Below are 15,384 nucleotides of genomic sequence, written 5' to 3' on the forward strand. Positions count from 1 at the left end.
CCTTCGCGCGCCGCGCTCGCGTCTCACGGCGCGAGGTTCTTCGCGAGGAAGGCTTCGAGCTTCGTCAGGAATTCGGCGCCTTTCTTGTCGGACGGCCACCAATGACCCACCTGATCGAGGAACATCGTCTCCGGCGGATGGCCGGCCTTTTTCAGCGCCGACACCATCGCGCGGGCCTGGCGGATCGGCACGCGACTGTCATCCTCGCCGTGCATGATGAAGAGCGGAGCGGTGATCTTCGCAGCGAGATTCACCGGTGACACGTCGGCGAGTCGATGCTTCTCCTCGGGATTGTCGATGCCGCCGATCTGCGTGCGCCACCAGTTGATGGCTTCAATCAGGTGCTCCTCGATCAAATCGTCGGAAAGGCTGACCCAATTCGTCACCGCCATGCAGGCGACACCGCAACGGAACAAGTCCGGCGTGCGGGCGAGCGCCATCAGGGTGCTGTAGCCGCCGTAACTCGCGCCCATGATCGCGACGCGGCGCGGATCGGCGAAGTCCTGCTTCACCGCCCAACGCGTCATGTCCTCGATGTCGTCCTCGATCTTGGCGCCGATTTCGTGGCGCCCCTTCAGGTAGAATTCGTCGCCGTAGCCGCCCGAGCCGCGGTAGTTCACCTGCAGCACGGCGTAGCCGCGATTGGCGAGGAACTGCACGAGCGGATCGAAACCCCATTCGTCGCGCACGCCGTAGGGACCGCCGTGCACGAAGACGACCATGGGGTGATTCTTTTGGCCGCGCCCGACGGGGATCGTGAGGTAGCCATTGATCTCCAGTCCATCGCGCGCCTTGCAGGCGACGGGGAACATGTCCGCCATTTCCGAAGCCTTGATCCAGGGCCGCACGGCGGCGAGCGGCTTGCTTTGGCCGCTTTCGAGATCGAGGAGCGTGAAATACCCCGCCTCGCGCGCCGAGAACGAGTAGACGAGCATCCGGTGCAACTCGCGATCCATATTGACGATCAGGTTCACGAGTCCCGGATGCGCCGCATCGATCTGCTTCTGCAACGTGGCGAGCGCGGGCTCGAACCAGAATTGGCGCGGGCCTTCCGTGACGTAGCGCACGCCGAGCAATCGCTGGTGTTTCGGGGAGAATATCGCCGACTGCACGTCGTATTTGTCGTGTTGGAAGAGCGGTCCGCTCACCTCGCCGGTCGCGAGGTTGTGCGCGTAGAGCGCCTTGCGGCCCTTCGCGTTGGGTTTGAAGACATACAGTGTCTCGCCGTCGCCGGCGATGCCCGCGAAGCCGTGGCCGATCGTGTCCTGGCCGAACGGGATCGGCTGGCTCCACGCGTCGTCGGGTTTGCGGCGGAAGATCAGGCTCGCGTTCACGCCGTCGCTCACGAGGCCGAAACGCACCGCGCCATTCCAGTCCGCGAGCCACGCGCTGACGTTGCCCGGGTTTTTCATCACGGAATTGAACGCGCCATTCTCGGTGTTGAGCCGGAAAACGTCGGGGTGCACGCGGTCCGCGCCGACCTCGGTGGGTGCCACGCTCACCAGCAGCCGCTTGGCATCATACAGTTTCTCGTGAATGATCGCGTCCGGGAGAAAAAGCTCCGGCGCGCCGAGCGAATACTGGCCCGGATGCTCATCGGCCCAGCGACCGAAACCCGTCAGATAACGCAGGTGCTCGCGATTCGCATCCACGGCCACCCAGCCCATCGAGGTCATCATCACGATGCGGCGATCGCCGACCCACTCGAAGCCGTAGACGTCGTTCTTGAATTGGAAGGCCTTGTCCCGCCTCGCCCAGAGAAACTCGGCCTTCCCCGTCGCGACATCGAGGAAACCGACGCCCGAATTCTCTTCCTTCTGCACGATGTAGCCGACGTAGGCCCCATCCGGCGAAAGCGCAGGCGAGAAAAACTGCGGCGCGCGCGCGAAATCCTCCACCGGTATGAGCCGCGGCACGCTGCCGCCGGCGGGCTTCTTCTCGTCGGCGCACGCGATCGCCGCGAGCGCTGCCAGCCCGCACAGGGTGGCCCTCCCGAAGTGCCGATTCATGCCGCCTCTTCTGCCGGCCGCCCCGCGACGCCGCAACCGCATTTGCGCCCGCGCGGCCGCCGCCGCGACCGTGGTTCGAAATCTTTCTCGTTCTCCTTCCCGTTCCGCGTTCTCCTTCCGGCATCCTCATGAAAATCGTCTCCACCCCCCACGCCCCCGCGGCCATCGGGCCCTATTCCCAAGCGATCGACACCGGCGCCTACGTCTTCTGCTCCGGCCAGATTCCGATCGACCCCGCCACCGGCAAGCTCTGCTCCGACGACTTCGAGGCGCAGACCAAGCAGGTCCTCGCCAACGTCGCCGCCGTCCTCGCCGCCGCCGGCCTCACCACACAGCACGTCGTGAAATCCACCGTATTCCTCAAGGACATGGCGGACTTCCCGAAACTGAATCCGCTCTACGAAGCCGCCTTCGCCCCGCACAAGCCCGCACGCTCCACCGTCCAGGTCGCCAAGCTCCCGCTCGACTCGCGCGTCGAGATCGAGGTCATCGCGTTCCGCGGTTGAGCCCTCGCCTCACGCTTCTCGCGGCGCTGAGCCTCGCGCTCGGCGCCACGGCCCGCGGCAACGACGACCCGATCTGGCACGACCTCTCGGTGCGGCGCGGCTCGTTCACGGTCCTCACGGAGAACGACAAATACTTCGCCGGCACCGACCGGCACTACACCAACGGCTTCAAGTTCCTTTGGCTCGGCGAGACGACCCTCGACCGGTCGCAACAGCTCCTGAAGAAGGTCTCGGAATTCATCCCCACGCTGCGCGGTATCGAGGCCCAGCAACGCTACAAGGTCGGCCTCGCCCTCGGGCAGGACATCTACACGCCCACCGACACCGCGACCACCACCCGCATCCCCGACGACCGCCCCTACGCCGGCTGGCTCTACGCCTCGATGCTCGCGCAGGCGCAGGAGAAGGACGGCAGCATGCTCCGTATCGTCGAGCTCTCCCTCGGCGTCGTCGGCCCCTCCGCCCTCGGACAGGAAGCGCAGAACGGCTGGCACGACGTCATCCACGTCCCGCACGCCCAAGGCTGGGCCAACCAGCTCCACGACGAACCCGCGCTCATGCTCTCGTGGGAACGCCGCTACCGGAACTACACCTTCATCGCCGACGGCCACCGGCTCTTCGACTTCATCAGCCGCGCCCGCATCACCCTCGGCAACGTCTACACGCACCTCGCCGCCGGCGCGCGCGTGCGCCTCGGCTGGAATCTCCCGCCCGATTTCGGCGCCGACCTCATCCGCCCCGCCGGCGGCAGCATGGCCAACGCCCGCGCCAAGGCCGGTTTCTCCACCCACCTCTTCCTCAGCGCCGAAGCCCGCGCCGTCGCCCGCAACATCTTCCTCGACGGCAACACCTGGCGCGACAGCCACTCGGTCGACAAACGCCCGTTCATGGGCGACTTCGCCGGCGGCCTCGTCGTCGCGCTCCCGCGCTTCCAGGTCACCTACACGCAGAACATGCGCACGAAGGAATTCCGCGGCCAGCCGCGCAACGACGTCTTCGGCTCCATCGCGCTGACCTGGTTCTACTGAGCAATCCGTAGCGGCGAGCACCAGCGAGCCGACCGCACGACCGCTCGCTCCCTGCCGCCACGAATCCACTCATGTAGGAGCCTGCTCGCAGGCGACCAAAGACACTCGCCCGCGTGAGTCGTTTCCGATTCCGGAGAAATCCCCTGCAAGCCGGCTCCTACAGCCGAGTGGCCGCCGCGCCCTCGCCCATCGGCCCACGTCACGCCGCGGATTTTGGTTCGTCGCGCTTCCCTTTCCCGGCTTTCGTTTCCGCGTGGCGAACCCCTCTTACCGCATCGGCGTCGACGGCGGCGGCACCAAGACCGAACTCCTCCTCGTGGACTCCGCGGGCAACATCGTCGCGCGGCACGTCGGTCCCGGCTGCAACCCCAGCCACCTCGGCGCCGACCAGGCGCGCACGGTCCTCCTCGCCGCGCTCGAAGCCCTGCTCACCGAATCGAAGATCGAAAATCCGAAATCGAAAATTTCCGCCACCCGCCTCTACGTCGCCGGCAGTGCCGTCACCTGGCGTGAGATCGTCGCGCAGCTCCACGACTACGGCACCGTGACGCACGGGCCCGACTCGCTCCCCGTGCTCGAACTCGCCACCGGCGGCGCGCCCGGCCTCGTGTTGCACGCCGGCACCGGCTCGTTCGTCGCCGCGCGCGCGCCCGACGGCTCCGTGCACTTCGCGGGCGGGCTCGGCTGGCGTTTCGGCGATCCCGGCAGCGGCTACGAACTCGGCCGCCGCGCCATCGCCGCCGCGCTGATGGAACTCTCCGGCTGGTCGCCCGCCACCGGCCTCGGCGCTGCGCTCCAAACGCACCTCGGCCTCGCCGATGCCACCGCGATCAAGGGCGCGCTCTACGCCGATCCCGAGGTGAACGCCCGGACCGCCGCCTTCGCCCCGCGCGTGATCGAGCTCGCGCAAAACGGCTGCCGCCCCGCGCAAATCGCCCTCGCCAGCTCGGTCGGCGAACTCGTTGCGCAAGGCCGCCTCGTCACCGAAAAGCTTTTCCCCGGCGGCCAGGAAATCACCTGCGGCGTCAGCGGCGCCGTGCTCAACAATCCCGCCGCGCACGCCGCGCTCCAAGCCTTCGTCGCATCGAACGCCTGGCCGGTGAAGCTGCATTTCATCACCGACCCGCCGAGCGCAGGCGTCCGCCGCCTCCTACTCCGCGACTGAACCTATTTCGATCCCCGCAGAAAACCACAGATGGACACAGATACCGAACCGGTTCGTCGGCCGTTTCCTATCTGTGTCCATCTGTGTTCATCTGTGGTTAAATTGCTCCGCTTCGCCTGACCCCCGATGCCCGAGACCGCCTCACGTTCCGATCCCGCGCCCTCCGCCGCCGCCGGCGAGGGCGCGTTCGGCTCCACGCAGTGGACCGTCGTCCTCGATTCGCGTCGCGACTCCGCGCGCCGCCGCGAAGCGCTCGAGCAGCTTTGCCGCACCTACTGGCTCCCGATCTACGGCTACCTCCGCCGGCGCGGCTACGCCGCGGCCGATGCCGAGGACCTCACCCAGGGCTTCTTCGCCTACATCATCGAAGGCGATTTCCTCGACCGGCCCGATCCCGAGAAGGGTCGCTTCCGCGGCTACCTCATCGGCGCGCTGAAACACTTCGTCGCCCGCCACCACGAACGCGAGAACACCCAGAAGCGCGGCGGCGGCGCCCGCGTGCTCGACTGGACCGCGCTCGACGCCGAGCGCGAGTTCGCCGTCATCGACCAGCCCCAGCTCGATCCCGGTGCCACCTACGAACGCGGCTGGGCGCTGGCGCTCTTCGCGCAGGCGCTCCGCCGCCTCGAGGCCGAGCAGACCGAGGCGGGCCACGCCGCCGAATTCGCCGCGTTGCGCCCGTTCCTCAGTTCCAGCCCGTCGCAAAACGAATACGCCATCATCGCGGAAAAACTCGGTGTCGCCCGCGCCACGGTCGCGGTGCGGATCTTTCGCCTGAATCGCCGCTACGCCGAAATCGTGCGCCTGGAGATCGCCGCCAGCGTCCGCGATCCGGGCGAGATCGAACAGGAAATGCGACACTTGCTCGCGATCCTGCGCGGCTGATTCACGGCATGAAATTTCCGCGGCCAAATCCGGCAATCCGCTGCTGAAGATGTCTTCGCCCGCGCCCATTCAACTCTGCCCGCATTGCCACCGCTCCACGGCCACGCCGTTCGGGATCGGCGGGCTCTGCCTGCTGTGCGCCGGACAGCGCGCGCTCGCTCTCGATCTCGCGGAGGGCGACCCGCTCCCGTCGCCGGCCGCCACCGCCACCTCGCGCTCGCCGTTCGGCGGGCAACTGCCGGAACGCATCGGACCCTACGACATCATCGACGAGATCGGACGCGGCGGCATGGGCCGCGTCTACGCCGCGCGTCAACCGCGCCTCGACCGGGTCGTCGCGTTGAAGGTCCTCGCCGAGACCGCCGGCACGCTCGACCTCGCGCAACGTTTCCTGCGCGAGGCGCAAACCGTCGCGCGCCTCCGCCACCCGCACATCGTCACGCTCCACGATTCCGGCCGCGCGGACGGCTTCGCCTACTTCGCGATGGACTACCTCGAGGGCGGCGATCTCGGCCAGCGCCTGCGCCGCGGCCCGCTCGCCCCTCGCGCCGCCGCCGCCCTCGCACAAAAGATCGCCTCGGCCCTTACCTATGCGCACGGCGCGGACGTGCTGCACCGCGACATCAAGCCCTCGAACATCCTCCTCGACGGCGAGGAGCCGCTCCTCGCGGATTTCGGCCTCGCGGCGCAACTCGAGCCCGGCGGCGACCTGACCGCCGCCTCTCTCGTGCTCGGCACGCCGCACTACCTCGCCCCCGAGGCGGTGCAGCGCGGCAGCACCGCGCTCGGCATCCCCAGCGATGTCTACGCCCTCGGCGTCGTCCTCTACGAGATGCTGGCCGGCCGCACTCCGTTTGCCGGCGCCACGGCCGCGGAGTTGCCCGCGCTGCTCGATCAGAGCGAGATCCCGCCACTGCGCCTGCTCGCACCCGCGACGCCGCGCGACCTCGTCGTCATCTGTCTGAAGTGCCTCGAGCGCGATCCCGCCCGCCGCTACGCCGACGCGGCGGCACTGGCGGAGGATTTGCGGCGTTTTCTCGCCGGCGAACCGATCCTCGCCCGCGCACCCGGTGCGGGCACGCAGTTCCGGCGCTTCGCCCGCCGCCATCGCACGATGCTCGCCGTCGCGGCCGGCACCGGCGCGGCGCTGACCATCGGCATCGTCGCCAGCACGGTGCTTGCGGTGCGTGCCCGCCGGGCCGAGCGCCAGGCGGCCACCGAGGCCGCCACCGCCCGCGCGCTGGTGGAGTTTTTCCAGAAGGACATCCTGCTCCCATCGAAACCCGGCGCGCAGGCCGACCGCGACATGAAGCTCCGCACCGCGCTCGACGCCGCCGCGGCCCGCATCGGCGGACGTTTCGCCAAGGAACCGGCCGTCGAATCCGCCCTGCGCGCGACGCTCGGCGAAGCGCTGCACTCACTCGGAGAATACGCCAAAGCCGCCGAACAATTCGCCGCCGCCGTCCGGCTCCGCCGGCAGCAGGGACTCGACGATGCCGCCACGTGGCGGCTCGTCACTGCTCAATGTGCTTCGCTCGCGGCTTCCGCGCAATTCTCCGAGGCTGAGCGCCTGCTGCCGCCCAACATCGCCGCGCTGCGGCGCACGCTGGGCGCGGACAGCGGGGCCACACTCGCCGCGGAGCAAACGCTCGCCCGAATCTGGATCGGCGAGGACAAGCTCGCCCAAGCCCTCCAACTCCGTCGCGACCTGCTGGCGCGCCGCACCCGCCTGCAAGGACCGGAGCACGCCGACACGCTCACCGCCGCCAACGAGGTGGCCACGGCGCTGCTCGACCAAGGGCAATTCATCGAAGCGCGTGAAATCCTCACGCGCACGGCCGAGACGCGCAAACGCGTGCTCGGTCCCGAAGCGCCCGACACGATCGAGTCGCTCAACGATCTCGCCGGCGCGAACTGGGCGCTCGGCCGGCTGGCCGAAGCCGAGGCACGTTTCCGCGAAGTCGTCCCGATCGCTCGCCGCGTGCTCGGGCCGGATCACCCGGACACCTTGCTCACTCTCGGCAATCTCGGCCATGTCTTGAGCGCGCAGGCGCGGTGGGACGAGGCAGCCGGCGTCTTCGAGGAAGTCTACGCGCAAACCCGGGCCGTCCACGGCGAAGGGCATCAGAACGTGCTCCGCATGGGCGGGGCACTCGCCGCTGTCTACTCCGAGGAGGGCCATCTGGAGAAAGCCGAAGCGATGTGCCGCGAAGTCATCGAGCCATCGGCGCGCCGCCTCGGCGCGATGCACCCGGAAGTGCTCGCGTTGCGCACGCAGCTCGGCGGCATTCTCGTGGCGGAAGAGAAATTCGCGGAGGCCGAGATCGAGCTGCGCACCTCGCTCGCCGCACATCGCGCGGTGGACGAACGGCAGCCGCTGCCTTTCATCGCGCAATCCCACCTCGGCGCCGCGTTGGTCGGTCTCGGTCGCAGAACCGAAGCCGAGGAAAACCTGCTCGCCGCCGACCGAGGGTTTGAATCGCTCGCCGGGCAGCTCACGCCGCGACAGACGCGCGTGCGACAGCTGACCCTCACACGACTCGCTGCACTGTATCGCGCAACCGACCGGCCGGACCAAGCCGAGGCCGCGGAACGCCGGCTCAAGCAACTCGCGCCCGCACGATGAGCGGCGCGCTCAAGGCTGGATCACGTAGACGAACTTGTCGCTGATGCGCCGCAGCGCGCCGGTGGTGAGGTCGCCGTCGTCGAAGGTGCGATCGATCGCGCGGAGCTCCGCGTCGGTGGCCGTGTATTGGAAGACGGAGATCGACGCAGTGAAGCCGTTCTCGCCGTAGTCCCAATCCCAGACGCCGCCGATGGGGGTCGTGACATTGAAGAGTTTTTCCGGCACGTAGCCGTGCAACGCGGGGTGGAGCGCGGCGATGCCGTTCGGCGGAAAGTCGCCGTGCTCGAGCGCGTAGCGCTCCGCGCCGTCGCGGATCTGGCGCGCGTCGTTGAAGTAGCGGCGCGCGACCGCCGCGCGTTTCACTCGCTGGAATCCCGGCAACGCGATCGCCGCGAGCAGCCCGATGAGGACCACCACGAGCATGATCTCGACGAGGGTGAACCCACGTCGCCGCGGCCGGCCCGCGCTCACGGCATACGGCCGACGGCGATTTCCCATTGGGGAACTCGCTTGAGGCGGCTCGTGAGGCCCTGGAGCCAGCCGTTGGGTTGCGTCTGGTAATTCGAAGTCGGGAGGCTCCACGTCGTGGCGACGATCTCGAGCGTCGTGCGGTCCACGAGCACGCCGATCGTGGCGGTGCCGACACCGGCGATGAAGGTCGGCGTGCCGTTCACGTTCACGAGACGCGAGTCGGCGGTGTGGATGTTCTCGGTGCTGTCGATGATCTCGACTTCGTAGTAGGTCGTGTTGGCGAGTGTGGGGTCGGAGGCGGCGAGGTTCGTCGGGTAGTTCTTCGCGCTGGCCCAGTTCACGGCCGAAATGATCATCGCGTGGTCGTTGAGATCGGAGCCGGGTTTCCACCAGAAGAGCAGGTCGCCGGCCTGCCACTGGTCGAGGCGCGTGAGGCGCGCGGCGAAGCCTTTGCCCTGCTTGAGGAGCGCGATGTATTGGTAGGGCGCGGGGCTGGCGACGGACTGCGTCGTGAGCGTGAGCGGATCGAGGAAGGAGTAGTTTTTCCAATTCCAGTTGTAGCACGCCTGCAGCAGGCGCGAGACGAGCGGGGAGCACTTGGTGAGATTGCCGGGCCAGTGGCCGTGCTCGAGATCGGCGAAGCGGATGTAGGATTGCTCGGCGCTGGTCCAGTTGCCGCCGTAGCGGTTGAGCGGTCGGCCGAGTTCGTCGTTGAACACGCCGGCGTCCTGCGCGGCGGTGATTTCGTCCACGAGTTGGACGGCCTTGGTGTAGTGGAGCGGTTGCGCGAGCGCGGTGGCGGTCGCGAGAGCGAGCGTGGCGGTGGCGAGGAGGTGGCGGGCGAGCATGGCGATGCGAAAGGTGGTGTGGTGAAGAAAGAAGCCCGCGATCCGGGAGCGGATCGCGGGCGACGTTGAAAAAACTCAGGAGCCAGGCGCGACTTCGAGGGCGCCGAGATCGGGCGCGGCGCCTTGCGTGGTGCGTGGCTGGCCGTCGGCCTCGGGGAGGTATTCGAACTCGACCGGCAGTGCGCCCGCGGGGAGCGGTTGCGCGGCGTCGAGGAGCGGCGAGCCGGCGGCGGGGTGGAGGTCGCCGGTGGCGAGATTCACGAAGCCGGGACTCGCGCCCTTGAGGACGAGCGCGGTGCCACCCACGGCGTTGCCGCCGACGGTGACGTTGCTCGTCGTCCAGTTGCGGCCGAGGACGATGTTGCGACCGGAGTTGATGAGATCGAACGGACCGGCGCCGGACTTCACGCGATGGACGACGTTGTTGTTCGCGACCACTTGCGCGGCGGCGAGCGTGAGGTTGAACAGCGACGTGGACCAGCGCTGCGAATCCATGACCACGGTGTTGTGGTGGAAGTGCAGCGTGCCCGCGCGGAAGTTGGCGGCGCTGCTCCAGTCGCCGCCGTAGCGGATGAGCGTGCTGCCGTCGGTGCCGTAGTCGCCGCCGCCGTTGCGGAGGATGTTGCCGTAAACGTGCGTGGTGGCGAACGACGGATCGGCGACGATGAGCGCGGGCGCGCTGACCGGCTCGATGAACGAGAGCAGATTCGCGCCGCCTTCGATGCGGTTGTAGCGGACGACGACGCCGGCGGAGCGGTCGAGGACGTTGGGCGTGTTGCTGCCGTTGAGGCCGCGGTCGAGGCGCGAGAATTGCACGGTGACGCGGATCGCCTCGGTGACGAGGTTGGAGCCGTTGTAGCTGCCGCCCTTGCCGGCGTGGTAGAGCCAGCAGTGCTCGACGGTGAGGTCGCGCGTGAGCGCGGCTTCGGAGGAGCCGGAGGCAGCGACGATGCCGTTGGGCGTGTCATGGATGTCGCAATCGCGGACGGTGACGTGCTCGGCGCCGTAGAGGAAGATCGCGCCGGCGCTCGTGTAGTAAGTGCCCGCGGAGCCGTCGGGTTTCACGTAGGTCGGCATCGGGTTTTGCGCGCCGCTCATCGTGAGTTCGAGGTTCGAGATGACCAGGTAGCCGGGCTTGTAGGCGGACGGCTGCGTGGCGTTGCGCGCGACGGCGATGATCGAGCGCTCCATGACGTCGCCGAACCACGGCGCGTAGCCGATGTTGGCGGCGGCGGTGGCGCCGGTGCCGTCGATCACGGGGAGTTCGCCGGCAGGACCGGCAACGCCTTCGATCTTGATCGGCTTTTCGGCGGTGCCGCGCGCGGAGAGAAGGAGCTTTTCCTTGTAGGCTTCGGCGCGCCAGTGGATGCGCACGATGTTGCCAGGCGCGAGCGTCGTCCACGGCACCTCGGCGAGGCTGGCGAACTGCTGGTTCGGGCCGACGTGGTAAACGACCTCGTCGTCGAGGATCGTGATGGTGGCGGTGGAGCCGGCGCCGAGCGTCGCGCCGCCGGCGGGCGAATCGAGCGTGAGCTGGAAACTCTTGGTCGGCTCCTCCTCGGCGTCGTCCACGAGCGGGATGTCGATGGTCTGCGCCTGGCTCTCACCGGCGGCCCAGTGGAGCGTGCCGAAGGTGTAGCCGTATTCGGTGCCGGAGTGCGCGGAGCCGGCGAGCGTGTAGTAGTTCACGCTGACGGCGCCGTCGGTGCCGCCGACGCGATTGACGGTGAGCGTGGCGAAGCCGGCGCCTTCGTTGACGGAGAGCGCGGTCGAGGCGAAGGAGAACGAGCCGGGGTTGGCGGGATTGGCGGGCGGGACGACGATCACGCCGCCGCCGTTGTTGTTATTGCCGCCACCGTCGGGCGGGGGCGTGCCGCCGTCGTCGTCGGTGATGGTGACGGTGGACTCGACGAGCGCGCCGAGCACGCCGCCGTTGCCGGCGCCTTGAAGCGCGACCTTGAAGTAGCGCGAGGCCTGCGGCGTGGCGTTGTCGTAAACCGGGATCGAGATGATTTTGTCGGTCTCGCCGTCGGCGAACGTCACGGTGCCGCCACCCGCCTGGTAGTCGGTGCCGCCGATGGCGGAGTAGGCGAGCGTGTAGTAGCTGACGCTCACGACGCCGACGCTGCTCAAAGTGCGGGAGACGTGGAGCTGCGCGGTGCCGGCGGCTTCGCTGACGGTGTAGTCGGCTGCGGCGAATTGCAGCGTGCCTTCGCCCGGCGTGAGCGGGACGACGGGAGTGCCGCCGCCGTTGTTGTTATTGTTGCCGCCGCCGAAGTCGGTGCCGCCGGGCGTCTCGTCGTCGCCGATGGTGAGCGTGGCGAGGGCGGGCGCGCCGATGGCGCCGGCGATGGAAGGCGCGGTGAGCGTGACGGCGATGTTGCGCGCGCCGTTCGGCACGGCGTTGTCGATGATCGGAATGTCGATCGTCTTCGCGGCGCTCTCGTTCTCGGTCCAGACGAGGTCGCCGCTGACGGTGGTGTAATCGGTGCCGGCGACGGCGGTGCCGCCGGTGATCGAGTAGTGGACGGTGAGCGCGGTCTCGAAGCCGCCGGTGCGCGTGACCGTGAGCGTGCCGTGACCGGAGGCGGTGTTTTCGGCGACGTTGAAATTCGTCGCGGAGAACTGGACGTGGCCGGAGGCGGGCAAGGTTTCGAGGAGCGCGACGGTGGCGGTCTCGGCGGCGGCGTCCACATGATAGCCGGCGCCGGGCGCGAGTTTGACGACGAGAGCTTCGCTGCCTTCGGTGACGCCGTCGTTGACCGGCGTGACGTCGAAGGAGGCGCTGCCGCTGCCGGCGGGGATGGTGATCTGCGACGGCAGGCCGGTGACGTCGGCGGCACTCGCGGCCGAGATGACCGGATCGAGACCGAGCGAAACGGTGAGCGGCGCGCTCACGTCGCCGGAGCGCGAGACGGTGAACGTGACCGGCGTGCCGGCGGCTTCCGCGACGGAGGCGGCGGAAGCTTTCAGCGCGACGGTCGGGAGCGCGGCGACGCCGAGCGTGAGCACGCCGCCGTTGTCGGCGTGGAGCGTGGCAGCGGCGTCGGCGGTGAGCGTGACGCTCGTGCCGCCGGCGACGGCGAGTTGCGTGACGCTGTAGCCGGCGAGCGGCGCGAGGCCGGTGATGTAGTGCTCGGTGACGCCGACCGGCGTGACGTAGGTGAGCGTGGCGACGGTGTCGCCGAGGTTCTTCTTGAAGAGCACGACGCGCGCGCCGACGGCGGCGCCTTCGAAGGCGGTGCCGGCGGTGCTTTGGAGCAGTTGCGTGGACTCGGGCGTGGCGACGCCGGCGTCGGTGCCTTGGAGCACGTGGAGGAATCGCGCGTCCTGCGGAGCGCCTGGCGCCTCGGTGAACATGCGGGCCTTCTCCTTGTCTTCGCCGTCGCCGGGGTCACCGCTTTCCTGATCGGTGATTTGCGGCGTGGCGCCGACAGGCAGGAGCGCGGAGACGAAGAGCTCGGCCTTGGCGACGCCGCCGTCCTTGGCGGTGGCGTGCACGAGATTGCCGACGACGCTGGGCGCGCCGCCGTATTTCGCGGTGTTTTCCGGGAGGTTCAGGAAAAAGCGTTTGTAGTAGCCGGCGGATTTCGAGCTGGCGCGGTCGTAAACGACGACGTGGTTGGGCTTGAGCCAGACGATGGAGCGCGAGGCGTGCGTGATCTCCTGGAGATTCGCGTAGTGGTAGTGGTTGTAGAGTTCGGTGGCGTCGGCGGTGAAGTAGGCGAGCTCACTGCGGAGGCTGCGCGCGGTGATGGCGGGGTCGCCGTGCGGGCTGTAGAACCACTGGCTGCCGTGCTCGGCGGCGACGACTTCGTTGGTCTGGTTTTGCGTGCTCGGGTCGGGCACGCCGTTCTGGAGACTGAGGGCGTTGCGGTAGTCGGAGGCGCCCTGGAGACCGCCGTAGCCGGTCATGACCTTGGTGAGCCAGAGGCCGTTTTTCCAGAGACCGAAAGAGAGCGAGTCGCCGCGCTGGTGATTGATCTGGTTCCAGTCCGTGCGGAAGTGGAAGTAGGTGTCGCTCGCGGTCTGGCCGGTGCGGCCGAAGTAGGTGCCCATCTCTTTGCCGGCGACGGTGTGCGCGGCGTAGAAATCGAGCGGCTGCATCGCGGGACGCGGATCGGCGGCGGCCGGCGTGTCGGGCGACGGATCGAAGAGGAGGAAATAGTAGATCGAGTCGCGCAGGCGTTTTTCCGAGCGGGTGCCGGCGATGCGCTCGGCGAGTTTGGTGGGGCCGCCCTTCGCGAGGTTTTGCTGGATGTAGCGGACGGCTTGCACGGTGTCGGAAGCGGTGCCGTTGATGCGCGCGTCGGTGAGCGCGAGCGGCGCGAGGAACTTGATGAACTGGTCGTTGACCAGCGTGAACGTCTCCAGGTCGCCATACATCGGCGGCTGGTAGATCGAGCCGAGGTAGTTGTAGGCGCCGTTGGGCGTGCGCGGCGCGGGCGTGAGCATCGAGAGGTAGGCGGACACGGCGCGCGACCACTGCGGGTGGTTTTTCAACGAGACCTGCGGACCCCACACGGCGGTGTCGTCCTGACCGGCGGTGTGCAGCGCGCTCATGAACACGCCGACGGGACCGAGGCCGTTCGAGGCGTATTCGATGCCTTCGACGGAGAGGCCGCCCGCGCCGTCGTGGCGGTAGGCGTAGTCGGTGAGGTAAAGCCAGACGCCCGTCGCGTCGCGGAGCGCTCCGTAATTGAGCGGCGTCCAGGAGCCGTCGGCGGGATTAAACTGTTGCGACGTGATGGAGCCGGGGACCGCGGTGTCGGAGACGGCAGCGAAGGCGGAGGGCACGTCGTCCTGCGGGTCGAGCGCGAGGCCGTAGAGGCCCATCTGGCGAAGGTGGTTGCCCCAGTGGTTGTTCAGGGCGAGGCGGATTTCGTTGTGGCGCTCGGCCTGCTCGGGTTCATTGAGGCGGAGCAGCTCGGGCGAGTTGAAGGGCAGGTGCTGGCCGTTCACGCGGTAGGGCGCGAAGTAGTAGTGGGCGTTGGCCTGCTCGGTCCATTCGAGGAAGGCTTTGCGGATCTTCGCTTTTTCGAGCGGTGTGAGGTCCTCGTAGATGAGGTCCACGGTGATGGGGAAGGCTTCCTGCGAGAAACTGCGGTCGTTGGTGGCGAAACCGGTCTGGCGCCACGGGAGGGTGTTGCTCGGATCGGTGCCTTGGGAGGCGGGATCGATGACGGTGAAGAGCGAGACCTTGGCCATGTTGAGGAACATCGCGCGGTCGGCTTGGTGCTCGATTTTGCCGTCGTCGAGGAGGCGGGCCATGAGGGCGTAGATCATCGCGTATTGCTCGGTCATGAGGCGGACGTTGCCGCTGTCCTGGCCGACGTCGTCTTCGGGCACGGCGGGGTGCGCGTCGTTGTTGCCCCAGTTGCCGTCGGCGGCGCCTTGCGGGACGGTCATCCAGTCGGCGTCGCCCTCCTTGTGGAGCACGCCGTTGTGATCGGTGAAGGAGGTGCGGACCCAGTCCATGTATTCGTCGCCGGAGTTCGGGATGCCGTCGTGGTCAACGAGGCGATACACGGTGGTGCTGCTGGAGTTGAAGGCGATGACGGCCTTCTCGACGATCTCCTTGTTGAAGGCGGCCCAGACGGGATTCTTGTCGGGGTCCATCCGCTGGCGCAGGGCGGGCAGATCCTCCGCGCGGAAAAGGATGCGCGGGTGCGTGGTGACCGGGGCCGCGGTCGCCGCGGCGCAGAAGCTGGCGAGGGCGGTGAGCGCAAGGCACAGCCGGAGCCAGAGGGTGCGGATGTTCGTAGGCATGGTGCTCTCAATTTGCGGATTTCCGGTCGCGGATTTCCGTTTCGGCCCTCTTTCGTCCGGGCCGAACGGCTAAGGGG

9 protein-coding genes are annotated in these 15,384 nt (G+C 68.1%); 5 read left to right on the forward strand and 4 right to left on the reverse strand.

Annotated features, from left to right (window positions below; genetic code table 11):
* Window positions 1-23: 23 nt before the first annotated feature.
* The gene (locus KF715_11095) at window positions 24-2,009 is read right to left on the reverse strand and encodes a S9 family peptidase (protein ID MBX3737229.1); all 1,986 of its coding nucleotides are present in this window, start codon (window positions 2,007-2,009) and stop codon (window positions 24-26) included.
* Between the two features lie 128 nt (window positions 2,010-2,137).
* Between KF715_11095 and KF715_11100 the strand changes: the two genes are divergently transcribed.
* The 5 genes from KF715_11100 (at window position 2,138) to KF715_11120 (ending at window position 8,219) form a co-directional block, all read left to right on the forward strand.
* Entirely contained in the window at window positions 2,138-2,515 is a 378-nt protein-coding gene (locus KF715_11100; GenBank protein ID MBX3737230.1) for a Rid family detoxifying hydrolase, read from the forward strand.
* Entirely contained in the window at window positions 2,512-3,543 is a 1,032-nt protein-coding gene (locus KF715_11105; GenBank protein ID MBX3737231.1) for a lipid A deacylase LpxR family protein, read from the forward strand. The genes KF715_11100 and KF715_11105 overlap by 4 nt, the downstream gene beginning before the upstream one ends.
* Window positions 3,544-3,796: 253 nt before the next feature.
* Window positions 3,797-4,708: an ATPase gene (locus KF715_11110; GenBank protein ID MBX3737232.1), complete on the forward strand. Its 912-nt coding sequence runs from the start codon at window positions 3,797-3,799 to the stop codon at window positions 4,706-4,708.
* 126 nt (window positions 4,709-4,834) lie between these two features.
* Entirely contained in the window at window positions 4,835-5,593 is a 759-nt protein-coding gene (locus tag KF715_11115) for a sigma-70 family RNA polymerase sigma factor (protein MBX3737233.1), read from the forward strand.
* A 49-nt stretch (window positions 5,594-5,642) separates the two neighbouring features.
* Window positions 5,643-8,219: a serine/threonine protein kinase gene (locus KF715_11120; GenBank protein MBX3737234.1), complete on the forward strand. Its 2,577-nt coding sequence runs from the start codon at window positions 5,643-5,645 to the stop codon at window positions 8,217-8,219.
* A 9-nt stretch (window positions 8,220-8,228) separates the two neighbouring features.
* On the opposite strand, the gene KF715_11125 is transcribed toward KF715_11120, so the two are convergent.
* The 3 genes from KF715_11125 to KF715_11135 form a co-directional block, all read right to left on the reverse strand.
* Entirely contained in the window at window positions 8,229-8,717 is a 489-nt protein-coding gene (locus tag KF715_11125) for a type II secretion system protein (GenBank protein ID MBX3737235.1), read from the reverse strand.
* Window positions 8,687-9,538, reverse strand: a complete 852-nt coding sequence (locus KF715_11130) for a hypothetical protein (GenBank protein ID MBX3737236.1) — start codon at window positions 9,536-9,538, stop codon at window positions 8,687-8,689. Before KF715_11130 ends, KF715_11125 begins: the two co-directional genes overlap by 31 nt.
* 75 nt (window positions 9,539-9,613) lie before the next feature.
* The gene (locus KF715_11135; GenBank protein ID MBX3737237.1) at window positions 9,614-15,307 is read right to left on the reverse strand and encodes a hypothetical protein; all 5,694 of its coding nucleotides are present in this window, start codon (window positions 15,305-15,307) and stop codon (window positions 9,614-9,616) included.
* Between the last annotated feature and the right edge of the window lie 77 nt (window positions 15,308-15,384).

The sequence above is a fragment of the Candidatus Didemnitutus sp. genome, assembly GCA_019634575.1.
Classification (GTDB): Bacteria; Verrucomicrobiota; Verrucomicrobiia; order Opitutales; family Opitutaceae; genus Didemnitutus.

What these genes read in the sequence shown, in the direction of transcription:
- KF715_11095 (MBX3737229.1), bottom strand. Translation starts at nt 2,009, where the DNA reads ATGAATCGGCACTTCGGGAGGGCCACCCTGTGCGGGCTGGCAGCGCTC.
- KF715_11100 (MBX3737230.1), top strand. Translation starts at nt 2,138, where the DNA reads ATGAAAATCGTCTCCACCCCCCACGCCCCCGCGGCCATCGGGCCCTAT.
- KF715_11115 (MBX3737233.1), top strand. Translation starts at nt 4,835, where the DNA reads ATGCCCGAGACCGCCTCACGTTCCGATCCCGCGCCCTCCGCCGCCGCC.
- KF715_11120 (MBX3737234.1), top strand. Translation starts at nt 5,643, where the DNA reads ATGTCTTCGCCCGCGCCCATTCAACTCTGCCCGCATTGCCACCGCTCC.
- KF715_11125 (MBX3737235.1), bottom strand. Translation starts at nt 8,717, where the DNA reads ATGGGAAATCGCCGTCGGCCGTATGCCGTGAGCGCGGGCCGGCCGCGG.
- KF715_11130 (MBX3737236.1), bottom strand. Translation starts at nt 9,538, where the DNA reads ATGCTCGCCCGCCACCTCCTCGCCACCGCCACGCTCGCTCTCGCGACC.
- KF715_11135 (MBX3737237.1), bottom strand. Translation starts at nt 15,307, where the DNA reads ATGCCTACGAACATCCGCACCCTCTGGCTCCGGCTGTGCCTTGCGCTC.